Origin of the sequence: Sinorhizobium sp. NFACC03 (assembly GCF_900103435.1) — a bacterium.
GTDB lineage: Bacteria > Pseudomonadota > Alphaproteobacteria > Rhizobiales > Rhizobiaceae > Ensifer.
Genome location: NZ_FMXF01000056.1, coordinates 1 through 22,498, shown reverse-complemented (window position 1 = coordinate 22,498; position 22,498 = coordinate 1). Strand labels below are relative to the sequence as shown.

Genomic DNA, 22,498 nt, shown 5'->3' with positions numbered 1-22,498 from the left:
CCCGAGGCCGCCTACATCCGCGTGGTGCTCGACAATCTGTCGACCCACACACCCGCCGCGCTCTACCAGGCCCTGCCGGCCGAGGAGGCGCGCCGAATCCTGAGAAGGCTGGAATTCCACTACACCCCCAAGCACGCCAGCTGGCTCAACATGGTCGAGATCGAAATCGGCGTCCTGCGCCGCCAATGCCTCGACCGCCGCATCGAAAGCCGCGTCCGCCTCGTTGCCGAGGTCGAAGCCTGGGAACGCCAACGCAACGCAAGCGGCGCTCGCATCAAATGGATGTTCTCTACCGAGCAAGCCCGCGTCAAACTCGCCAAAGCCTATCCAAACCCAACCGCCAAAGAGTCATAACCTCTGTGCAGTGGTACTAGTCCCTTTAGGGAAGTTGTCTTTGGGCGGGGCATCAGTCACCCTTGTCTCATTGCGATTGCCACCCTCGATGCAGTCCCCGCTGCAGAGGGCAATCGCATGCACCCACTGAGCCTCTTCCTTAGCGGGTAGAGGCTCTCTTTTTATCGCGATGACCGCCTGAGCCTCAACAAAAGGGGACTGCCCGATAGGCTTTTGTCCTCTGGGATTCCCACCAGGCGAGAGTTTTGCCGTTTCAGAACGAGTATTCCCGGACACATATCTCACGCCGCGATGAGAGGTTTCGAAAGTACGTTGACGACAGCGTCAGCGCTGTCGTCATAAGTACTGAAACGGGAAGGATCGGGCAGCGGCACCAGAGCCGTCGGGCGGGGACGATAGGACCGCTCTGAAGCCGCTACCCTCCCATGGCGGTACGGGCCGAAGTGCCATGGGCTGAACAGGAAGACTAGGGTGACCGGAACTCGCGACAACCGAACTAAGACCTTTGCCGCGAGGAGTGAGACCGAAGTCCCATGGCGGAACCTTTGGCACCACTCTACCTTTGGGAGAAGCATCATACGCCGGCGCGGCAATCGATGAGTATCTAGCCCCGCCCTAACAGCATGCCCTTCAAATGGGGTCAACCGGGAGCCTTCACAGATCGGCGATCCTGACATTTGGTCCCTTCGCTTACCTCATCGGCTCCTCCGGGAGCCGTTTTTTTTAACCAGACGGCGGCATCAGGCTCAACTCGGCAACCTCCAATCAGACACCGGCTCAAGCGCGTCTGCCTGGCTGATCCGCCGGATCGCACCAGCGGACCCCCCGCCCGGTCTTCCGACCATAGTCTGGCTTGGATGGGACGAAGGTCCAGCCGGGGTGAGGGAAAGGTCCTGTGCCGGCAGGATCTTTGCTGGAGCGAGTTGACTGTGCGTCTCGGTCAAGGGCAAAGTCGGTTCGTTACCCGCCGCGCTGAGTGCGCTTGCGCACGAAATGACCTTGGAGACATTATGATCACGCGTCGGATGATCCTGACAGCATTCTTGCCGGCAGTCTGCACCCTCGCCATCTCCTTTCCCTACAGCCTCGAAACGTCGAGCGCTGGACTTACGATCGTCAAGACGGTCGCCTTCGCTGGCAATGGTAATGGAGGCGGGGGCGGAAATGGCGGGAACGGTGGCGGCAACGGCGGCGGGAATGGTGGAGGCGGCGGCGGGAACGGAGGTGGGAGTTCAAATGGCAGTGACCGCTCCAACTCCAACAGCGAGCGTTCCAAGAGCTCCAATCGTGGCAACGCAAAGGCCACTGGGCAGGATGTCGGCGTTCGCCACGAAGGCGGCATTACTGAAGAGATTGTGAATGGCCGCTATATCATGAAGGATGCCCGCGGACGCACCATCATCAACCGCCGCGCGACGGCAAACGATAGAAAACGGATAGATTCATTCTTGCGTTAGGTGAGAATAGGCGCACGGAGCCGGTTGTGCCATCCTCGTTCGACGTGGATCAGGCTTCGCGCGCATCGCGCAGCACCATGGCCGCTTCAGTGCGGTTGCCGACGCCCAGCTTTGTCATGATCTGCGTCATATGATGCTTTACGGTCTTTTCCTGCAGGTCCAGTTGGATTGCGATATGCTTGTTGCTCATACCGGCTGCCACCAATTCCAGAACTTCCCTTTCACGAGGCGTTAGACCGACGATCAGGCCGGACTTGCCGCTTACCGAAGGTGTCCGGCTGGACAGAAGCTTGGCCGACAAGGTCGGCGCCACATAGCGCTCTCCCGAAGCCACGGTGCGAATGACCTCGGCAAGCGCTCGTGCACCGACGCCCTTCAGCACATAGCCGGTGGCACCTCGATCCAGCGCAGTTGTCACGTCGTCGCCGTCTTCGGAAACGGTGAGCATGATAATCTTCTGTGATGGGGCGATTTTCAGGATCGCCGGTATGGCCTCCAGGCCACCACCGGGCATGGAGATATCCATGAGCATGATATCCGGTCCAAGGCTCTCAGCGATCTGGGTGGCATCGTCCTTCGAGCTGCCCTCGGCGACAATTTCAAAGCCCTCGATCTCCGACAGGCTCCGCGTCACACCTTCCCGAAACAAGGGGTGATCGTCCACGATAGCAACGCGAATGGGAAACGCCATAATTGTCATATCTCCTTGACGCTGGTCGTCATGCGAACGGTTGTACCGGTCGGAGCCACAACGAGCTCGAACGTTCCTCCGAGACTTTCGATCCGTTCTCGTAAGCCGGCAAGACCAAGACTTGTGGGCAGAACTGTGTCCGGGTCAAAACCGGGTCCACTATCGGCAACATCGATCGTGACACGGTCGCCATCCGTCCGCTGCGTTACCCGCTGTCCGACACCGCCGGCGTGGTGAAAGCCATTGTTGAGGGTCTCTTGCACGAACCGGTAGATGCATATCTTCGCCGCCTGCGAGAGGCGTTCGGGGGGCTTCGTCAAGTGCAATTCGACGGGCGACCCTGTCCGCTGCTGATGCGCCTTCACGCACCGCTGCAGGATTTCGGTCAGACCCGCCGTTTCTATCTGCGGCAGGACCAGGCCGCCGCAGATCGTGCGGATCTCCTGCATCGCTTCGTCCAAACTCGCCTTTATCGCACCAATTTCGCGGTCGCGCGTGGCGGCCGGCGTTTTGCTGTGCTTCAAGGCTTCACTGTCCAACCTGAGCGAGGCATAGGCGACGAGTTGGGCCGGGCCATCGTGCAGGTCCGCTCCGATGCGTCTCAGATAACTTTCGTTCAACGCGGTGGCACGTTGTGAGGCGCGCTGAAGACGACCCCGTAATTTTTCGTTCTGCGCGAGCGATTCCGAGAGCTCCTCGACCCGTTGTTTGAGCGCATGGCGCTGGCTCTCAATCGTCTTGCTGCCGCGAAGCACGATTGCCGACAGCACGACAAAGAAGGCAAGCGTGAAGGCCGCGACCGCCAGCCAAGTGTGCATACGCGCCTGATTGAGACTTTGCTGAAACTCATTGGCGACTTCGTGGAATTCCGACACGGCAACCACCTGCCCGGACCAGGGCTGCAGTACGGGATTGTAGATCACAAGCGCCGGCACGTCCGAACCCTTATCAGTCGCTAAGTCCCCTTCCTGATCGAAGCGCGCGGCCATGTTGCCGGAGAATGCGGTTTGCAATTCATCGCTGAGCTCAACCTTCGTGCCGACAGCGGCCCGATCGCTCGAATAGAGGAGCGTGCCGTCCGCGCGCCAGAGGCGGAAAGAGAGAAGCCGCTCACCCAGTGCGCCCTGGCCGAGGGTCTCATCCAGCGCGCGTGCCACGGTCCCGTCGAGGACTTCGTTTTTCTGCATGTCGGGGAGCAGCGGCGCAATCACACTATCCACATAGAGTGCAGTCGTCGCGGCCGAGTTCCGGGTGACCGCATCTTCGATCCGGTTCGAAACAAAGGCTCCGATCAACACCATGGCGCATGCCGAGACTGCTCCGCCGATAAGCAGAAACTGCCTCGCGAGCGATTGAGAATTCCAGCGGGTGATGAGTTGATTGAAGCGCACCAGGTCTCTCGGATCGGGCCGCCGGCTCGTGCGGCGTAACCATTGTAGCAAGCCCAGCTCAACCTAACCACTCTCGAAACGCGGTCAATGGCAAGCCGATCGACGCGAGCTTGATCGGACCTTTGATGCTTTGGGCCCGGACCTAAGTCCCAGGCGCGGAGGCAATGGTCTGGGGCCAATGGCGCCGTGTCCGGGGCGCAGATATCGTCCGTGCATCAATGATAGTTCGCCTGAGTCCGCGAAAGGACGGTGAACAGCAAGTTGGAATAAGGAGATTCTCATGGCCATGACAAGACTGATCGCGCGAAGCATCATGACACTGACACTGGCAATCGCGCCGGTTGCTGGCGGTAACTTGGGGCTGAGCGGTTTCGCATATGCCAAGGGCGGCAATGGCGGCGGAAACGGTAGTGACCATGGTGGCGGGCACGGCAGCGATCGTGGTGGCAGTTCCGGCCACGGCAAGTCCGACAATGCGCGTGGAAGCAAGGAGACGAAGGGAAACAAGTCCGGCGAGAAGTCGCATAAAAAGACCCACACATCAAGCGGCAAGGAAAAAGCGTCCAAGCCGGCGAAGGCCGACAAAGTCGTCAAATCAGCGCCGGTGGAGTTGGATCCGGTTGTTGAACCGGTAACGCCGGGGAACGCGCCGGGTTTCCGTTCGCTCAACCGGAACTATCACGCTTACCTCAATTCGAACGATCCGAAGATGGCCGGGGTTCGGGCCTATGCGATCGCCTATGCCGAGTTTGAGGCTGAAAACGGTGAGGATGCCATCCCCACGGATCCGGCGCTGAGTGACGAAGCGCTGCGCGAAGCCCTTGCGAGCTTCACCAAGGACGGTGTGGTGACCGACGACATGGTCGATGAAGCCAAGGAGATACTCGGCGTTGGCCCTGCGGTCGGCAAGATCGATGAAATCCGCGAGACGCTGCCGCCATCGACCGTGGATGAGACGGATCCGGACGTAGAAACGGACCCGGAAGTAGAAAGCGCCCAGTAAAACAAAAGACAGGCGGCCGGCTCCGGCGATGTTGTCGGGCCGGCTGCCAAACCAGGCGGAATTCGAATGTTTGATCGTGTCGCGGAAGTCTTCGACCAGGCAGTGAAACAGGGACGTGTCGGTTTTTCGCTTCAACACATCAACTCAGTCGCCGACGTCGGCCGCGTCCTTTACTCGGAATGCCTGGGAAGGCTCGTCAAACCCGATGGCGAGATCATGGCAGCCAGCGAGTTCATAGGCTACCTGGAGGCGGCAGGCCGTATTGCCGCGCTTGACAGGCATATGCTCGCCCTCGCTTTTGACTGGCTCGCGTGCCAGCCATCCGGCGTCCTAGGGTGCAACATTTCAGTCGAAAGTATTTCCGATGAACGCAACAGAGCGCTTCTCTTCGATCTGCTGTCTGCAAATACGAGATTCGCATCGCGGCTTGTGCTCGAGTTGACGGAAAGTCTTCCCGTATCGGGACTTCCGATAGCCGGCCGGTTTCTGCAAAGTGTGCAGGCCCTTGGTTACAGGATTGCCGTCGACGACTTTGGCACAGGGTTCTCGACACCCGAGGCGCTTTTGTCGCTGCCCGTCGACATCGTGAAGATCGACGGATTCTTTTTGCGTCTGGGTCGTGACGACGCGGAGCGCTTTCTCTCGCACATGGTCGGTCTCGCATCCTGTGTCGCCCCGGTCGTGGTCATTGAAGGCGTCGAAACCTATGCGCAGTTTGAAGCCGCGCAGGCCGCGGGAGCAACACATGTTCAAGGGTTTCTGCTCTCCGAACCTACCCTCGCTCCGCTATTTGGCGGAGAAGTGCATCACTCAAATATGATGCTTTGCTGAGAGAAAGAGGGGCCCGTGGACGACCCGCGCCTCTGTCTGAAAATCGGCCGCACACAGGGCGGTAGTCCGTCCGAATCTTCCGAAATTGGGACAATCTTCAGCTGCAAAACATACAATTTTGAGGGTTGTTCATCTCGTCATCTCACCGGAAGTTAACCCGGCGGTGGGAGCATGTCGCTAGCCCCGTCGTCGTTGTCAACGGTAGTGAGTGGAATTGTGCATGCAGCTCCTGAACCATCGCGTCACACGCATTGTCGTTGGGATCCTGCTTCTGGCACTTGCCATTGTCGTGCTCTTGCCGGGGCTCACGGGCTTTACCAGCCTTGATGGCACGGTCAACGCTCGCTTTGCAGTGATCAACGCGCCGATCGATGGCGAGATTGAGCAGGCACCACCCCGGATCGGCACTCCGGTAGCCGCAAATGACACGCTTCTGACGATCCGCAATGATCGGGTCAATCGGGCGATCCTTGCTTCGCTGCAGGCGGAAGGAAAGACCGCGGTTGATCGCGTTGCGGCGCTCGAGCGGGAACGGGACGAACTTGTCGCGTTGCGCACCCAACTCGCCGATCGGCTTGAGAATTTCAAGAACGCCACCATTGCAAGTCTGGAACGCGAGCTTCGCATCCTGCAGAAGCGGGTCGAGGTATCGCGTGCCCAGGACTTCGTCGCCAAGGTAGACCTCGACCGACGGCAGGAGTTGGAGTCGAAAGGGATTTTTACACGCAAAATGGTGGAGTCGGCCGCAGCCGCGGGCGCTGCCACGGGCGGTGAGGTCGAGATCAGCAATCTGTCGCTCCAACTGCTCGAACAACGACTGACGGCGCTTCGTCAGGGGATATTCATCGTGGGCGATGGTCAAAACGATGTACCCTATTCCCGCCAGCGCCAGGACGAGGTGATCGTTCGCATAAACGATATCAACACCCGCATTGTCGAAAACGGCACGCGCGCCGACCAGATAGACCATCAACTGGTCGAGGAACAGAAGCGTGTTCGCAGTCTCGAATGGGCGGCAATCTCTTCGCCATTCAGCGGCGTGGTGTGGACCCGGAACGTCGTCAACGGTTCCAATGTCATCTTGAACAACGAGCTGATGCGTATCCTCGATTGCCGCGAGCTTTTCGTCGATATCCTCGTTCCCGAAGTCGATTACGACGAGATCTATCCGGGTCGCGATACGGAGGTTCGGCTTCTCGGTCGGAGCGACGTCTTCAAGGGGAAAGTGCAGGCTGTCAAAGGCTCTTCTGCCGTTGTCGAGAAGGACAATCTAGCTGCCAAAGAGCCGGAGGCCGAGGAGCGGGATGCCAGGATCCGCGTTCAACTCATACCCTCAGCACTCAACACCGATTTCGGCAATTTTTGCCAGGTGGGGCGGACCGCCCAGGTACGTATCTCCAGGCACAATCTGAAACTGACGCAGTGGATCAAAAGCTTGTGGTTCAACCTCTTTTAGCGCTCGCGCCCACATTGCTGGTTATCGCCTTCTTCCTGCTTGGGCCATCCAACTGGTCGCGGCATCAAAGCTGGGCGCGCACCATCACCTGCGCCGTCGTTGGCGCTGTCGCGTTGCGCTATATGGTCTGGCGTCTTTTCGAGACCGTTCTTCCCTATCCAGCCGATGGCGCGAACGCATGGTGGGTTTGGGTTGTCTTCATCATCGAGCTCCTTGCCTTCACCGAGGTCGTTCTTTTCCTCATTTTGATGAGCCGATACGTTGACCGGAGTTCCGAAGCGGACCGCTTGGGAAAGACGTTCTTCGCTCGCGAGCAACAGGATCTGCCTACAGTCGACGTTTTTATTCCGACCTACAATGAACCGCTCGATGTCTTGGAGCGGACGATCGTCGGGGCGTTGGCACTCGACTATCCGAAAGACAAGTTCAAGGTCTATGTCCTCGATGACGGCCGGCGTGATTGGCTGAAGACCTTCTGCACAGAGCGAGGCGCAGTTCACTTGACGCGAACGGACAATGCACACGCGAAAGCCGGAAACATGAACAACGGGCTCCGCGCGAGTTCGGGCGACTTCATTGCCATTTTCGATGCCGACTTCGTTCCATATCGCCATTTTCTCAAGCGCACCTTGCCGTTCTTCTCGGACGAGGAGATCGGGATCGTCCAGACGCCGCAGCATTTCTTCAATGTCGATCCGGTCCAGTCAAACCTGGGTCTGGAGAACATCTGGCCGGACGAACAGCGCCTCTTTTTCGACGAGATCGCTCCGAGCCGCGACGTCTGGGACGTCAGCTTCTGCTGTGGGTCGTGCTCAATCGCCCGCCGCAAGGCAGTCGATGCGATCGGCGGCTTCCCGACGGAGTCGATCACCGAAGATTTGTTGACGACACTGTCGATGCTGAACAAAGGCTACAAGACCCGTTACTTGAACGAGCGCCTGTCGATGGGGTTGGCAGCCGAGAACCTTACGGGCTATTTCGTCCAGCGAGAGCGCTGGTGCCAGGGCGGCATCCAGACGCTCTATCTCCATAACGGCCCCTTGCGCGGACCGGGCTTGTCGTTGTTCCAGCGGATCATGTTTCTTCCCATGTCCTGGCTCGTGCAGTACGTCGTGCGCCTGATCGTCCTGATGGTGCCGATCGCCTATCTCTGGTTCGGCGCCTTGCCGCTGCACTTCACCGGCGTTGCCGACTATGTCTCTAACCAGCTTCCCGTTCTGGCGGCCTATTTCCTGTTGATGCTGTGGATCACCCCGACGCGCTACCTCCCTGTAGTTTCCAGCGCCGTCGGGACGTTCGCAACCTTTCGCATGCTGCCGACGGTCGTTTCCAGCCTCGTACGGCCCTTCGGCAAGCCGTTCAAGGTGACCCCGAAAGGCACCGGTAACGAGGCCAACGCCTTCGATGCCTACACGTTCTCTTGGATCGCGGGCTTCATCGCTGCCACAGCACTGGGGCTCCTGATCAACATCGTTCCGGAAACCGCGCGGGCACACGGCTCGTTCTCGGCGATCGGGGCTCTCTGGTCGGGCATCAACATCGTCGTCCTTGTCATCGCTTCTCTCATCTGCTTTGAGAAACCGTGTCGCCTTTTTCAGGCTTTTAGGCTCGATGAGCCCGCCAATGTCGACGGCACGCCGGGGCGCGTGGTCAGCATCTCACTCGACAAGGCGGTGGTCGCCGTTCCGACTGAAGTGCGTTTCCAGTCCACACAGGTGACGCTCAGACTTGATGGCTTCGAGCCGATACATGCAGATCTCAGGCAAGTAACGCAGCGGCGCGGCGACATCTCGCGCGCTGGAGACAAGAGGCGCTTCTTCCTTCACCTTCACTACGAACTCAGCGGCAAAGAGCGCGACAAGATGATCGTCAAGCTCTATACCGGGCGCTACTCCCGAGACGTCCCCGACATCGACAAGATCGCTGTTTCGGTGAACCTGCTGCTGCGCGCCTTCGGACGCACGCGCACCGCCTCCCAATAGCAGACTCAAGCCGCCGATTTCGACCGGGTGATCGCCATTAACCTGCGCGGCAGCTTCTTCGTTGGAAAAATGGCGATCGAGCTGGTGGAGGGGACAGTGGAGGTGCCGGCCCGCCTGATCATGACCGCGTCCGACATGGCCTGTTACCGCCGCGAGACCTTCTCGCCCTATGTCGCCTCCAAGCATGGGGTGCTCGGCTGGTGCGCTCCTGGACGAAGGAATTTGCACCGCGGGTGGGAATGCGATGCCGGCCGCCTGATGGAGCGCGCCGGAGCAAGGCTTTTCCGCCTTCGCGCTCGAGTTCGAGGCCGCCTAGCGGCACGGCGGCTCTGGATGTCAGTCGTGGATCCATTCGCCACCGGACGCCTTGCGCGCTGGGAAGTGGTGCACCGCTTCCTTGAGCAGGTTCTTCAGCGGGGACGTCTGGTTCGCGCCGACGGAGGAGATCACAGCGCATGTGCGCACGGCCGTCGACAAGGACTGTGGTCGCCGCGGATCGACCGGCTGCCCTACTACGCCGAGCCCGTTCGGGTTCGATAGGGCAGGGAGCGGAAAATGCTGCGCGGCATCAACTACGTGGTTGGGCAGGGCGCATGCTGCGCCGCTTTGCACCAGGTCGGTCTGCCCTCAGCGATGCGGCGGTTGCTGCACCCCGACCGACCCTAAGATCATCTCATTGTTTCATCGAAACAGTGAAATGATCTAAATCGCTGAAATAATGCAATTCCGGGCGGAAAACCGTTTCACACATTTCCTGGAATTGTCCTAGGACTGAGCCGTCTGGCCCCGGTTTCCGGGGCCAGCGGAAAACATCAGTGCGGCTTTCGCACGCTCTCGGTGATCGCCTCTGCAAGCGTTTCGGCCGCGCGTGAAGGCTTGTTGCGGGGATAGGCGATATGGAACATATCCTCGAAGGTCATGCGCTCGGGGGCAAGGACCCTGAGGCGGCCGGTGCGCACCCATTCCTCTGCATAATGATCGGGCAGGAAGCCGATATAAGCGCCGGAAAGCAGGAGCAGCAGTGTGCCCTCCATATGCGGCGTTGCGGCGGCCCAGGTGAAGTTCACGCCGCAGATCGTCTCGTTGAGCATATAGGTGCGGCCGGCAAAGGACTGGGATGCCAGCACCGCGTCGGTGAGCTCTTCGTCGGGGCGGGCAAAGAGCTGGTGGCGCTCGGCGCAGTAGAGTTTCTGGACTTCGGAAAACACCGGCTGGCTGCGGACATGCCGCGTGACGCTGCCGACCGATGGCATGAGCACGACCTGATAGGAGCCGTTCAGTAGCCCCTGGTGCAGCACCTGCGGTGCTGCGACATCAATTTCCAGATGCACGCGCGGCGCTTTCGCATGGAAGCTGGCGAGCGCGCCCTGAAGGTCGAGTTCGCGATTGGTGATCATCGCATCGACGGTGCCGAAGCTGAGATTGCCGGAAAGCTCACCCTGCGCCTCGCCAATGCGGCTCTGGAATTTATCCAGCGAGCCGAAGAGTTCGAGCGCCGCGTCATAGACGAGCCGCCCTTCCTCCGTTAGCTGGAAGCCGCTGCGGCCGCGGGTGCACAGGCGCAAGGCCAGCCGATGTTCCAGATTGCGCATATGGGTGGAGATTGTCGCCTGCGTCATGCCGAGCGCTGACTGCGCGGCGGAAAAGCCCCCGTGCTGCACGACTGAAGCAAAGACGCGCAGCAGCCGGAGCTCGGCATCGCCGAGCGACAGGTTGAGAACGCGGTGGCGAACCTTGTTGATCATGCATTGATTAGGTCACAACTAAACATCCAATCATAGATATTTTTAAGCCTATCGACCTTCCGCACACTCCTTCACCTGTGGAGGAGACACATGACCAGCAATTCCTATGAAACCGGACGACTGAACCTGCCGTTTGTCGGCATCTGCACCTTCGGCAAATATCCCTACCAGCCGGACTGGGACGCCATCGACGCCGACGTGGCGATCCTCGGCGCTCCGTTCGACTGCGGCACCCAATGGCGTGCCGGCACCCGCTTCGGGCCGCGCTCGATCCGCGAAGCCTCCACCCTGTTCTCCTTCGGCCATGGCGGCGCCTACGATCATGAGGACGACGTCACGTATCTTCCGAGCGGCGCGGTCTCGATCGTCGATATCGGCGATGCCGACATCGTCCACACCGACACGATGAAGAGCCACGCGAACATCGAATTCGGCGTGCGCAAGATTTTGGCCGCCGGCGCACTGCCGGTGGTGCTGGGCGGCGATCATTCCATCAACATCCCCTGCGTCAACGCCTTTGCCGAGGATTGCGAGAAGAACGGGCCGATCCACATCGTGCAGATCGACGCCCATCTCGATTTCGTCGACGAGCGCCATGGCGTACGCTACGGCCACGGCAACCCGATGCGCCGCGCTGCGGAAAAGCCCTATGTCAGCGGCCTGTCGCAGCTTGGCATCCGCAACGTCTCCTCCACCGCCAAGGAAGGTTATGAGGATGCCCGCAAGATGGGCTCCGACATCCTTTCGGTCCGTCAGATCCGGGCGCTCGGCATAGAGGGCGTGGTGGACCGCATCCCCGCCGGCGCGCGCTATTACATCACCATCGACATCGACGGCTTCGATCCGTCGATCGCGCCGGGTACCGGCACGCCGTCGCATGGCGGCTTCATCTATTACGAGGTGCTGGAGATCCTGGCGGCGCTCGCCAAGCGCGGGAACATCGTCGGCATCGATCTGGTCGAGGTCGCCCCCGACTACGACCACACCGGAGGCACCTCCATTCTGGCCGCGCAGGTTCTCATGAACCTCATCGGCCGCGTCATGCATGCGAGAGCCGAAAAACGCTGAGCGAAGACCCTGGGAGGGCCGGCACGCCTGCGGCGGCCGACGAGGAGGAAGAGACATGGACGAAAGCGTCCGCAATTATCTGGATCAATACGGCGTCAGCGATGCGACGCGGCGGTTTCTGGCCAAGCCCCAGAAGATGTTCATCGGCGGCGCCTGGGTCGACAGCGGCAATGGCGCGACCTTCGACATTTTTGAGCCCTCCACCGGTGGCCTGATCACCCGCGCCCCCTCGGGCACCACGGACGATCTCGACCGGGCCGTCCGCACTGCCCGCGCCCAGTTCGATGGCGGCGCCTGGCGCCTCTTGAAGCCGCTTGAGCGCGAACGGCTGCTACATCGCCTTGCCGACCTCATTGAGACCCATGCCGACGAGCTGGCGGAAATCGAAGCCATCGACATGGGCAAGTCGGTGACCTTTGCCCGCGAGATCGATATCCAGGGCACGGTTGATACGTTCCGCTATTTCGCCGGCTGGCCGACAAAGCTGCACGGCCGCACCGTCGAGCCGTCCATCCCCGGCAACTATCTCGCCTATACCCGTAAGGAACCGCTCGGCGTCGTCGCCGCCATCGTGCCGTGGAACTTTCCGCTGCAGACCATGGCGTGGAAGCTTGCAGCTGCCCTCGCGGTCGGCTGCACCGTCATCGTCAAGCCAGCGGAACTCACTTCGCTTTCCACCCTGCGCTTTGCCGAACTGGTGCAGGAGGCCGGCATTCCCGATGGCGTGATCAATATCGTCACGGGCAAGGGCAGCGTGATTGGCGCAGCCATGTCGACCCATCCGGGCATCGACAAGGTCACCTTTACCGGCTCGACGCCGGTCGGGCAGGAGGTCGGCCGCACGGCGGTCGGCAATCTGAAGCACGTCACGCTGGAACTCGGCGGCAAATCACCGGTGCTGGTGCTCGACGATGCCGATCTGGCAAGTGCTGCCCGTGCGGTGGCAAACGGCGTGTTCTTCAATTCCGGCCAAGTCTGCGATGCCGGCACCCGCGTCTATGTCCAGCGGTCGGTCCATGACGCCTTCCTCGAAGAGCTGGTCGCTGTCACCCGCACGCTGAAGCTCGCGCCAGGCCTCGACCGTGATTGCTACATCGGCCCCATGGTCTCGGCGCAGCAGAAGAAGGTCGTTTCCGGCTACATCGAGGCCGGCCGCCGCGAAGGCGCGGAGCTGATCCATGGCGGCGGCAGTCCCGACCGACCGGGCCATTTCATCGAACCGGCAATCTTTGCCTATTGCAAGCCGGAGATGAGCATCGTGCGCGAGGAGATTTTTGGGCCGGTGCTGGTCACCAGCCCTTTCGACACGCTGGAGGACGCAGTTTCGCTGGCGAACGACACGCCGTTCGGCCTTGCCGCCGCGATCTACTCGAACGACCTGTCGCGCGTGCACACGCTCATCCCGCGCCTGCATGCGGGCTCCGTCTACGTCAATGCCCACAGCACGATCGATCCTTCCATGCCCTTCGGCGGCTTCAAAGCCTCGGGCTTCGGCAAGGACCTGGGGCCGGAGCAACTCGATTACCTCATGGAGACCAAGGCGGTGTGGATCACGTTGCCGTAAACCTTGCGGCCGCCGCCCATGGGCGGCCGCTTCGCACCACCGGCGGCTGATGGAGCCGCTTTTCATCGCAGAAAGACGCCGAAGGCGCGACGCGATAGGGGAACCAAAAATGGAAAACGATATCGCCTGGCAGAACGAACTGGGACGCCGCGCCCGCATCTATGAAGACATCGAGGCGGGTCACCGCTTCGAAGGCACGATGACCGCCCTCGATTATTCCGGCATGACTGTGCTGACGCTCGTGCTGGTCCTCGGCTCCTGGTTCTGGGGGGCATGAGATGACCGAACACGTCGCCAACGGCGGGCTTGCCGCCGCTGAAATCCAACGGGAGGAAGCTTCTGTCAACCGTGCCGCCGCTGAACGCGGCGATGCACCGCTTCTGCCCTCGGAACGGCTCTGGGGCTTCTGGGAATTCACCTACGCCAATTCGGCACTTGCCATCGCCACCTGGGCCTTCCTGATCGGCGGCTCCGTCGGTCTTTTCGTCGGACCGAAGGAGGGCATTGCCGCCATCATCATCGGCAATATCGTCGGTGTCATGCTGACGGCACTCGCCACCACGCCGCTTTCCGGCCGCTACGGCATCGAGCAGTTCGTCGCGCTGCGCAGCCAGTTCGGTTATAACGGCAGCCGCGTCGTCTATGTGCTGGCCGTCGTGGTGCTCACCATGGGCTGGCTTGCGGTGCTGGCCATGATGTTCGGCCGCTCGATCGACGGGTTGACGGCGCTGAGCTCCGGCCAGGCCGCCAACCCGACCGGCATCAAGATGATCGTCGCCGCCGTCGGCGCCATCCTCGTTACCTGGTTCATCGTCGCCAAGGGTCCGACCTCGATCAAGTTCTTCAACATGGTCGTCTCGCCCGCGCTGGTGATCCTGATGATCGTGATGCTCTACCTCATTCTCCAGCACCGCTCCTTCTCCGAGCTGCTGGCGATGCCGGCGCTTTCCCCGCCGTTTCAGGACAATACGCTCAACTTCATCATTGCTATCGAAGTGAACCTTGCCGCCGGCTTCTCCTGGTGGCCCTATATCGGCAATCTCGCCCGCCTCACCAAGAACGAACGCACCGCCTTCTGGCCGAACATCCTCGGCATTTTCGGCGCCGCCGCACTCGGCGAAATTGTCGGCCTGCTCGCCGCCGTCGCACTCGGCGACAGCGACCCGACGATCTGGATGACCAAGATCGCAGGTCCGATCATCGGCATCATCGCGCTGATCTTCGTCGCCTTCGCCAACATGACCTCGATGGCCAACATCCTTTATACCTCCATCGTCGGTCTCCGGCAGGTGGGCACGGCCTCGGTGCGGGCCATCTCCTGGGGGGCGATCCTCTTCCTGTTCTGCGTCATCCCGCTCGGCCTCGTGGTCTTCAATCCGCAGATGTATGACGGCTTCTTCATCTTCCTCGTCTGGACCTCAGCGCTCAATTCCGCGCTCGCCGGCATCGGCATTGCCGATTACTTCTTCCTGCGCGGGCAGAAGCTCGACATGCGCAGCCTGCACGGTCCGCAGGAAAACGGTCCCTACCGTTTCTGGGGTGGCTTCAATCCCATCGGCCTCTTTGCGCTTGCCGTCGGTTTCGCGGTCTACGTGCTCGTCTTCAATCCGCAGACGCTCGCGAGCCTACCGGCCTTCAAGTACCTCACCGCCTCCGTGCCTTCCTGCCTTGCAGCCGGCGCGGTCCATTATGTCCTGACCCGGCTTTTCGCCCGCGGGCGTGGCTGGGGCCTCTATCCGTAATATCGGGATGACCGCCATGAGCGATACCTACGACTACATCATCATCGGTGCCGGATCGGCCGGCTGCGTGCTCGCCAACCGGCTTTCGGAAGACCCGGCCGTAAAAGTCCTGGTCCTCGAATACGGCGGCAGCGACAAGTCGATCTTCATTCAGATGCCGACGGCACTGTCCATCCCGATGAACGGCACGAAATACAACTGGAAATACATGACCCTGCCGGAGCCCGGCCTCGACGGCCGCCGGGTCCACTGCCCGCGTGGAAAGGTCATCGGCGGTTCCTCCTCGATCAACGGGCTTGTCTACATGCGCGGCCATGCCCGCGACTTCGACGAGTGGGAGGAGCTTGGGGCGCGTGGCTGGCGCTATGCCAATTGCCTGCCCTATTTCCAGCGCGCCGAAAGCTGGCAGGACGGGGGCGACGCCTATCGCGGCGCCGCCGGCCCGCTCGCCACCAATGCCGGCAACAGGATGCAGAACCCGCTCTACCGAGCCTTCGTCGATGCCGGCCGCGAGGCAGGCTATATCACGACGAAAGACCCGAATGGCCATATGCAGGAGGGCTTCGGGCCGATGCACATGACCGTCAAGGACGGCGTGCGCTGGTCGACGGCCAATGCCTATCTCAAGCCTGCGATGAGCCGGCCGAACCTCACGGTCATCACCCACGCCATGACGCGGCGCGTGCTGCTCGAGGGAAAACGCGCCGTCGGCGTTGAATACGAGCTGGGTGGGGAGCGCGTCGTGGCGAAGGCAAGCCGCGAAATGCTGATTTCCTCCGGTCCGATCGGCTCGCCGCACCTCCTGCAACGCTCCGGCATCGGCCCGGCGGCCGTGCTGCAAAACGCGGGCGTCGAGGTGCTGCACGATCTGCCGGGCGTCGGCGAGAATCTGCAGGACCACTCCGAGGTCTACATCCAGTATGCCTGCAAGGAGCCGATCACGCTCAACGGCAAGATGGGGCTTTTGAGCAAAGCCCTGATCGGTGCGGAGTGGCTGCTCTTCAAAAAAGGGCTTTCGGTCTCCAACCATTTCGAGAGCGGCGGCTTCATTCGTTCCGACGTCTCCCTCCAGTGGCCGGATATCCAGTTCCACTTCCTGCCCGCCGCCATGCGCTATGACGGCAAGAAGCCGCTCGACGGTCACGGCTTCATGGTGTTGACGGGGCCGAACAAGCCGAAGAGCCGCGGTCATGTGCGGCTGCGCTCGCCGGAGGCGCACGAGCAGCCGGATATCCTCTTCAACTATCTCGACCGCGAGGAGGACCGCGAAGGTTTTCGGCGCTGCCTGCGGCTCACCCGCGAAATCGTCGCCCAACCCGCCTTCGACCGCTTCCGCGGCGAGGAGATCGCGCCCGGCAAGGATGTGCGCAGCAATGACGAGATCGACGCCTGGGTGCGCGAGACCATGGAAAGCACCTACCACCCCTGCGGCTCCTGCCGTATGGGCGAAGACGAGATGGCCGTCGTCGACAGCGAACTCCGAGTGCGCGGCATCGGCGGCCTCCGGGTCATCGACAGCTCCGTCTTCCCGGCGGAGCCAAACGCCAACCTCAACGCGCCGACGATCATGCTCGCCGAGCGTGGGTCAGACATGGTGCGTGGCAAGCCGCTGCTTGCTGCCTCCAATGCACAGGTCGGCACGGCTCCCGGCGTCGGCGTCACCCAGCGCAGCGGCAAGCCGCTTCGTGCCTTCCGGCACTGAGACGGCCGCGATGTTGCGGGGGATCGGCTATGTGGTTGCCCGGCGGGATCTGGACGGTCCCGAGGAGCCGCGCGATTGGGCGCTCTTCATAGAGGCGCTTTTTCGCGGGCTCCTGGCCCGTTTTGCCGGCTGGTCGCTTGGGGCACGACGGCAGCAGCCCCAAGGCCGGGAAAGCGCCTCGGCGAAGCGGTGAGATAGGACCGCATGCGCTCTGCGGGGATGCCGGCATAGCTCAGGCGGCCCCGGCGGTGCACCGCCATCCGCCTGTGCGAAAAGAGGCCCGTGCCGGCCGACGCAAGTGGAACCCGCATCAGGTGAACGCCACCGCGTTAGGCATTACCGCGTCTCGTGGAAGTTGTTGGAATCAACCGTCCTTGCCATTTTTTGCCAAGACGGTATTCTCATTCACATGAGCACAATGAACATTTCTCTGCCGGACTATTTGAAGAGCTTCGTCGATGAGCAAGTCGCCGGGCGGGGCTATGGGACGAGCAGTGAGTATATCCGGGAGTTGATTCGTCGAGATCAGGACCGGCTCACATTGCGCAGGCTGTTGCTTGACGGTGCTTCCTCTGATCAGACTGAACCGGCCGACGCTGATTATTTCGCCAGGTTGCGCGAACGAGTTCGTAGTCGGCAGGCCAAGTGAGTTACAAGCGGATTATTCCACGTGAATTGGCTCGTAATGATGCCGAAGCGGCCGTCGACTATTACGCGAGCGAAGCGGGACCTGAAGTTGCACTCGGATTTATCGACGCTCTTCAAGCGGCATACGATTTGATCGCGAACCATCCGGAATATGGATCATTGAGATATTCGTACGAATTGGGATTACCTGATTTGCGGAACGTCTATTTGAAGAGATACCCATATCTCGTCTTTTATCGCGAGCAGGCTGATTATATCGACGTTTGGCGTGTGCTTCATGCCAAACGGGATATCCCGCAATGGATGCAGGGCCCGGAAAGTCACTGATCTCTCGGAGATATCCACTGTTGGTCCACACGCGCCCATCACCGCGTCGGCTTCGAGCCATCGTGGTGCGAGTAAAGACCAGAACGAGGACGGCCCCTGCGGCGGGAAGTCCGGGCCGCTATAACCGAATGGCATCGAGAATGGCCTGTATCAGTCGGGCTGATGGCACGTTGCGAGGTCTGAGCAGGCCGATCTCGCGGCACGGTGCATTGCGTAGCGATAGCCGCGCGACGCGCAGATTGTCGAAGAGGGACGAACGCCAGTCGGGCATAAGCGATACACCCAGCCCGGCTTCGACCATCACCGAAATGGCTTCGAGCGAGTCGAGTTCCAGCCATTCGCGAGGAAGAATCCGTTGGGATTGAAGATAGGTGTCTGCCAGCCGGCCACCCCAATTGCTTCTGTCGTATCGGATGAACGGTTGCTCGCGAAGCAAGGTGTCGGCGGGGATGTTCGCGAGGTCAGGTGGCGCCAGAAGGACGAACGGTTCTGATCGGATCAGCTCCCAGTGCAAAGTCTTGGGTATGGGGAAGGGTGGTTTGACGAGAATTGCCGCGTCGATCTTTTCCTCCAGCACGCTGTTATAGAGTTCTGCCGACGTGCCCGGCAGCAGGAAGATGTCGACGCCCGGCGTCGTGTCGAACACCCTTCGCAACGCATGCGGAAGCAGGCCCGTCAGTGCCGTCGAGATGGCACCAAGCCTCAGTTCTCCGAATGCCTGGTCGTCGTGTGCCAGTCCTTTCAACTGTCTGACTTCCGATAGAACGCGTCGGCTCTTTTCCAGGATCGCGAGGCCCGCTTCGGTTGGCTTCACCCGCCGGCCTGATCTCGCCAGAAGGGGCAGCCCGATCTCGTCTTCCAACGCCTGGATACGTTGCGCGACCGCGGCCGGCGTCACACCCAGGCGGCGCGACGCCTCAGCCAGAGAGCCATGTTGAACGACGGCCAGGAAGGTTTCGAGAAAGCGGGTTTCCATCGATACTTTTACTATCGTCTGAAGGAACAAAAAGGAAGGTTTTTCTCTTGTTTGCGCGTTGCCATAGTGACCCGGAAACAAAGGAGGAAGAGGTGGATCTACATTTGAACGGCAAGACGGCGCTTGTCTTCGGCGCCGGCGGTGGACTTGGCGGCGCAATCGCAAGGTCGCTTGCGGCCGAAGGCGTTTCCGTCGCCGTCGCCGACATCCACGAGGAAAGCGCCAAGGCGACCGCGGACGCAATCAGGGCCGAGGGTGGCAAGGCCATTCCGCTCACCTGGGATATCGGCGACCTGTCCCTGGTTGGTCAGAAGCTTGGGTCCGTAAACAGGGCGTTCGGTCCGGTCGACATCCTGGTCAACAACACCGGCGGGCCGCCGCCGACGCCGGCCGCAGGCCAGTCGCCCGATGATTGGTCGAAATATTTCGACCTCATGGTTCGCTCGGTGATCGCGGTCACCGATGCCGTTCTGCCGACGATGCGCGAGCGCAAATGGGGGCGGATCATCACCTCCACGTCTTCAGGCGTGGTCGCACCGATTGCAAATCTCGGGATATCGAACAGCCTGCGCCTGGCGCTGGTGGGCTGGTCGAAAACCTTGGCGCGCGAGGTCGGGCGCGATGGCATCACCGCAAACATCGTGCTGCCGGGACGGATCGCCACCGGACGGATCGTGTTTCTGGACGAACAGAAGGCGAAGCGTGAGAACAGGCCGGTGGCCGAAGTCACTGCCGAAAGTACCGGGTCCATTCCGGTCGGGCGCTACGGCGACCCGAAGGAATACGGCGATACCGTCACCTTCCTTGCCAGCCCCCGCGCATCCTACATCACCGGCTCCGTCGTCCGTGTCGATGGCGGTCTGATCAACAGCATCTGATCGAGCGGGATCCTCATGTCATTTGAACCTCAAGTCGTCGAGACCCTGAAGGACGTGTCCACCGCAACGCTCACGACGGTTCTCCTGAAAAAAGGACTTCGCAATGTCTGGATGCGCGGCACCAAGCCGCTGAAATCCGACCAGGGGCGGGTTGTCGGGAGAGCATTTACGCTGCGCTTCATCCCTGCCCGGGAGGACCTCTCCACGCCTGCGAGTTGGGCATCGCCGATCTCCACCCGGGCGGCGATCGAGGCGATGCCGGAGGGCTGTGTCGCGGTTGTCGACGCGATGGGCATCGCCGATGCCGGCATCTTCGGCGACATCCTGTGCGCCCGGATGGCGAAACGCAACGTCGCCGGCCTCGTCACCGACGGCGTGATGCGTGACGCCGAGGGTGTGCTGGCGAGCGGCATCAAGGTGTGGTGCAATGGGATCGCAGCACCGCCTTCGGTCGCAGGGCTGACCTTTGTCGGATGGCAGGAGCCGATCAATTGCGGCGGCGTTGCCGTGCTTCCGGACGACATTGTCGTGGTCGATGACGACGGTGCAGTCCTCATCCCGGCAGCGCTTCTCGACGAGGTGCTCGTCGAAGCGCCCGAACAGGAGCGCATGGAGGCCTGGATCATGAGCGAAGTCGATCGGGGCGTGCCGCTTCCCGGTCTTTACCCAATGAATGCAGAAACGAAGGCCCGTTATGAGGCCTGGAAGGACAGCCAGAAATGACGTTCAGCACGCAATCCAAGGGCGTCTACGCCATCGCAACCACCCCGTTCTTCGAGGACGGCTCGATCGATTTCAATTCGATCGACAAGCTGACGGACTTTTATGAGGAGAGCGGCTGCACCGGCGTAACGATCCTCGGGATCATGGGCGAGGCCCCGAAGCTCGAGCCGGAGGAAAGTAGAGCCATCGTCAAGCGCGTGGTCTCCCGGTCCAAAATTCCGGTGATCGTCGGCGTCTCCGCTCCAGGTTTTGCCAGCATGCGCTCGTTGGCGCGTCACTCGATGGACATGGGTGCCGCTGGCGTGATGATCGCTCCGCCTCCCGCCCTGCGCACCGATGACCAGATCGTCAGCTATTTCGCAGGCGCGGTGGAGGCTGTCGGCGAAGATGTGCCGTGGGTTCTCCAGGACTATCCGCTGACCCTCACGGTCGTCATGACGCCTGGCGTGATTGCGAAGATCATGTCCAACCACACGTCCTGCCTGATGCTGAAGCACGAGGACTGGCCCGGCCTTGAAAAGATATCGAAGCTGCGCGCCCTGCAGAAGGCGGGAGAGCTTCGCGATTTTTCCGTGCTCTGCGGCAATGGCGGCATGTTCCTCGACTTCGAGCCCGAACGAGGCGCGGACGGCGCCATGACCGGCTACGGCTTCCCGGACATGCTCACCGAACTGATGCGATTGTTTGCGGCTGGAAAGAGGGATGAAGCGCACGATCTCTTCGATGCGCACCTGCCTTTGATCCGTTACGAGCAACAGCTTGGCATCGGCCTTGCCGTTCGCAAGCACGTTTTGAAACGCCGCGGCGTGATCGCCTCCGACGCCCAACGCAAGCCGGCCCAGATGCTGACCCCGACAGCGCGAGCAGAAGTCGACTATCTGCTTGCTCGCGTCGCAAGGCATGACAAGCGCGCTGCCCTCTAGTCAGTTCGATCTCTCTGAGCCCGTTCGTAGCTGATCAAGAGCCGCGGACGGGCCTACAAGTCATCCATCGTGTCTGCGACCACCATCGCGGGTCTGTCCTGAGACTCGCGAGGGTGGTACTTTGGCCTTGGCGATTGTCGAACACACCAGTTGAAGAACGAGGTTGACGATGCAGGGCCAGGAAACCTTCCTTGATAGGATTTTGCGTATCGGCGTGATCGTCACGGTCGCGCTCCTGCTTGCGGCGATCCAGTATGTGGTGTCGTCGCGCTCCCTCTATGCCGTCCTCTGAGAGCGGATCTGATCCCCAGAGTTGATGACCCGTGTATTTGCGGTTGCAGCGTCTGTTCGGATCATTGGAATTGCCCCGCCGTTCAACACGTAAATCGCCAGTCGAACGGCGGGCTCATGCTCACATCTACGCCGACGTGTAGGCCGTCTTGACTGTGGTGTAGAACTCGGCGGCGTAGCGACCCTGCTCGCGCGAGCCATGGGACGAGCCCTTGCGGCCGCCGAACGGCACGTGGAAATCGACGCCGGCGGTCGGCAGGTTGACCATGACCATGCCGGCCTCGGCATTGCGCTTGAAATGGGTCGCGTGCTTGAGGCTGGTGGTGGCGATCCCCGACGACAGGCCGAAGGGGGTGTCGTTGGCCACAGTGAGCGCCTCGTCATAATCCCGGACGCGGATGACCGACGCGACCGGCCCAAAGATCTCTTCCCGCGAAATGCGCATCTGATTGGTCGCCTCGGTGAACAGCGCTGGCTGCAGGTAGAAGCCGGGCGTGTCGCGCTTCAGCAGCTCGCCGCCAAAGGCGAGCTTCGCGCCCTCCTGTTTGCCGATGGCGATATAGTCGGTGTCCTGGTTGAGCTGGCCCTCATCGACCACCGGGCCGATATGGGTGCCGGCCTTCAGCGCGTCGTCGATTGTCAGCCCCTTGATCCGTTCGCCCATTGCGGCCACGAAGCGGTCGTGAATGCCCTCGGTGACGATGAGGCGGGAAGACGCCGTGCAGCGCTGGCCGGTGGAGAAGAAG

Annotated in this window: 23 protein-coding genes and 1 pseudogene; 19 read left to right on the top strand and 5 right to left on the bottom strand. The window is 61.1% G+C overall.

Annotated features, from left to right (window positions below; translation table 11 throughout):
- On the top strand, window positions 1-354 hold a 354-nt coding region (locus BLU35_RS33585), incomplete at its 5' end, for a transposase (RefSeq protein WP_176907557.1).
- 1,010 nt (window positions 355-1,364) lie between these two features.
- Window positions 1,365-1,811 (top strand): hypothetical protein, encoded by a 447-nt coding sequence (locus BLU35_RS35435; RefSeq protein WP_143033050.1) that lies wholly within the window; start codon window positions 1,365-1,367, stop codon window positions 1,809-1,811.
- Window positions 1,812-1,860: 49 nt separating this feature from the next.
- Here the strand turns inward: BLU35_RS35435 and BLU35_RS33575 are convergent, their stop codons facing one another.
- Together BLU35_RS33575 and BLU35_RS33570 are read right to left on the bottom strand one after the other, a co-directional pair.
- Complete coding sequence (locus BLU35_RS33575) at window positions 1,861-2,502, bottom strand: response regulator (protein WP_093236352.1); 642 nt, start codon at window positions 2,500-2,502, stop codon at window positions 1,861-1,863.
- Window positions 2,503-2,507: 5 nt separating this feature from the next.
- Window positions 2,508-3,893 (bottom strand): sensor histidine kinase, encoded by a 1,386-nt coding sequence (locus tag BLU35_RS33570; RefSeq protein WP_286161720.1) that lies wholly within the window; start codon window positions 3,891-3,893, stop codon window positions 2,508-2,510.
- Window positions 3,894-4,173: 280 nt separating this feature from the next.
- On the opposite strand from BLU35_RS33570, the gene BLU35_RS33565 reads away from it, so the two are divergent.
- The 5 genes and pseudogenes from BLU35_RS33565 to BLU35_RS33545 form a co-directional block, all read left to right on the top strand.
- Window positions 4,174-4,896, top strand: coding sequence for a hypothetical protein (locus BLU35_RS33565; protein ID WP_058329315.1), 723 nt, complete (start codon window positions 4,174-4,176; stop codon window positions 4,894-4,896).
- A gap of 66 nt (window positions 4,897-4,962) precedes the next feature.
- On the top strand, window positions 4,963-5,727 hold the full coding sequence (locus BLU35_RS33560) for an EAL domain-containing protein (RefSeq protein WP_093236350.1): 765 nt from the start codon (window positions 4,963-4,965) through the stop codon (window positions 5,725-5,727).
- A gap of 220 nt (window positions 5,728-5,947) precedes the next feature.
- Entirely contained in the window at window positions 5,948-7,183 is a 1,236-nt protein-coding gene (locus BLU35_RS33555; RefSeq protein WP_093236349.1) for an HlyD family secretion protein, read from the top strand.
- Entirely contained in the window at window positions 7,165-9,165 is a 2,001-nt protein-coding gene (locus BLU35_RS33550; RefSeq protein ID WP_093236354.1) for a glycosyltransferase, read from the top strand. Before BLU35_RS33555 ends, BLU35_RS33550 begins: the two co-directional genes overlap by 19 nt.
- Window positions 9,166-9,183: 18 nt before the next feature.
- A pseudogene (locus BLU35_RS33545) lies at window positions 9,184-9,705 on the top strand (hypothetical protein); the annotation flags it as partial.
- A 272-nt stretch (window positions 9,706-9,977) separates the two neighbouring features.
- Here the strand turns inward: BLU35_RS33545 and BLU35_RS33540 are convergent.
- Complete coding sequence (locus BLU35_RS33540; protein ID WP_093236347.1) at window positions 9,978-10,910, bottom strand: LysR family transcriptional regulator; 933 nt, start codon at window positions 10,908-10,910, stop codon at window positions 9,978-9,980.
- Window positions 10,911-11,000: 90 nt separating this feature from the next.
- Between BLU35_RS33540 and speB the strand changes: the two genes are divergently transcribed.
- The 8 genes from speB to BLU35_RS33500 all read left to right on the top strand — a co-directional run bounded on the left by speB (window position 11,001) and on the right by BLU35_RS33500 (window position 17,961).
- On the top strand, window positions 11,001-11,978 hold the full coding sequence (gene speB, locus BLU35_RS33535) for an agmatinase (RefSeq protein ID WP_093236346.1): 978 nt from the start codon (window positions 11,001-11,003) through the stop codon (window positions 11,976-11,978).
- A gap of 55 nt (window positions 11,979-12,033) precedes the next feature.
- The gene (locus BLU35_RS33530; RefSeq protein ID WP_093236345.1) at window positions 12,034-13,542 is read left to right on the top strand and encodes an aldehyde dehydrogenase family protein; all 1,509 of its coding nucleotides are present in this window, start codon (window positions 12,034-12,036) and stop codon (window positions 13,540-13,542) included.
- Between the two features lie 109 nt (window positions 13,543-13,651).
- Window positions 13,652-13,819 (top strand): hypothetical protein, encoded by a 168-nt coding sequence (locus tag BLU35_RS33525; protein ID WP_093236344.1) that lies wholly within the window; start codon window positions 13,652-13,654, stop codon window positions 13,817-13,819.
- A gap of 1 nt (window position 13,820) precedes the next feature.
- Window positions 13,821-15,284 (top strand): cytosine permease, encoded by a 1,464-nt coding sequence (locus BLU35_RS33520; RefSeq protein WP_093236343.1) that lies wholly within the window; start codon window positions 13,821-13,823, stop codon window positions 15,282-15,284.
- A gap of 16 nt (window positions 15,285-15,300) precedes the next feature.
- A complete protein-coding gene (gene betA / locus BLU35_RS33515; RefSeq protein WP_093236342.1) occupies window positions 15,301-16,986 on the top strand; it encodes a choline dehydrogenase in 1,686 nt (561 codons plus the stop codon).
- A 10-nt stretch (window positions 16,987-16,996) separates the two neighbouring features.
- On the top strand, window positions 16,997-17,179 hold the full coding sequence (locus BLU35_RS35855; RefSeq protein ID WP_093236341.1) for a hypothetical protein: 183 nt from the start codon (window positions 16,997-16,999) through the stop codon (window positions 17,177-17,179).
- Window positions 17,180-17,395: 216 nt separating this feature from the next.
- A complete protein-coding gene (locus BLU35_RS33505; RefSeq protein ID WP_093236353.1) occupies window positions 17,396-17,635 on the top strand; it encodes a type II toxin-antitoxin system ParD family antitoxin in 240 nt (79 codons plus the stop codon).
- Window positions 17,632-17,961 (top strand): type II toxin-antitoxin system RelE/ParE family toxin, encoded by a 330-nt coding sequence (locus BLU35_RS33500; RefSeq protein WP_093236340.1) that lies wholly within the window; start codon window positions 17,632-17,634, stop codon window positions 17,959-17,961. The genes BLU35_RS33505 and BLU35_RS33500 overlap by 4 nt, the downstream gene beginning before the upstream one ends.
- Window positions 17,962-18,079: 118 nt before the next feature.
- On the opposite strand, the gene BLU35_RS33495 is transcribed toward BLU35_RS33500, so the two are convergent.
- Window positions 18,080-18,937 carry a LysR family transcriptional regulator gene (locus BLU35_RS33495; RefSeq protein WP_093236339.1) on the bottom strand — a complete coding sequence of 286 codons (858 nt, stop codon included), beginning with the start codon at window positions 18,935-18,937 and terminating at the stop codon, window positions 18,080-18,082.
- Window positions 18,938-19,029: 92 nt separating this feature from the next.
- On the opposite strand from BLU35_RS33495, the gene BLU35_RS33490 reads away from it, so the two are divergent.
- The 4 genes from BLU35_RS33490 (at window position 19,030) to BLU35_RS36520 (ending at window position 21,753) form a co-directional block, all read left to right on the top strand.
- The gene (locus BLU35_RS33490) at window positions 19,030-19,815 is read left to right on the top strand and encodes an SDR family oxidoreductase (protein WP_093236338.1); all 786 of its coding nucleotides are present in this window, start codon (window positions 19,030-19,032) and stop codon (window positions 19,813-19,815) included.
- Between the two features lie 15 nt (window positions 19,816-19,830).
- Entirely contained in the window at window positions 19,831-20,538 is a 708-nt protein-coding gene (locus tag BLU35_RS33485) for a ribonuclease activity regulator RraA (RefSeq protein ID WP_093236337.1), read from the top strand.
- On the top strand, window positions 20,535-21,461 hold the full coding sequence (locus BLU35_RS33480; RefSeq protein WP_093236336.1) for a dihydrodipicolinate synthase family protein: 927 nt from the start codon (window positions 20,535-20,537) through the stop codon (window positions 21,459-21,461). The genes BLU35_RS33485 and BLU35_RS33480 overlap by 4 nt, the downstream gene beginning before the upstream one ends.
- A gap of 169 nt (window positions 21,462-21,630) precedes the next feature.
- On the top strand, window positions 21,631-21,753 hold the full coding sequence (locus BLU35_RS36520) for a hypothetical protein (protein WP_286161719.1): 123 nt from the start codon (window positions 21,631-21,633) through the stop codon (window positions 21,751-21,753).
- Between the two features lie 126 nt (window positions 21,754-21,879).
- Here BLU35_RS36520 and BLU35_RS33475 read toward each other — a convergent pair.
- A partial coding sequence (locus BLU35_RS33475) for an aldehyde dehydrogenase family protein (protein ID WP_143033049.1) occupies window positions 21,880-22,498 on the bottom strand: 619 nt, incomplete at its 5' end.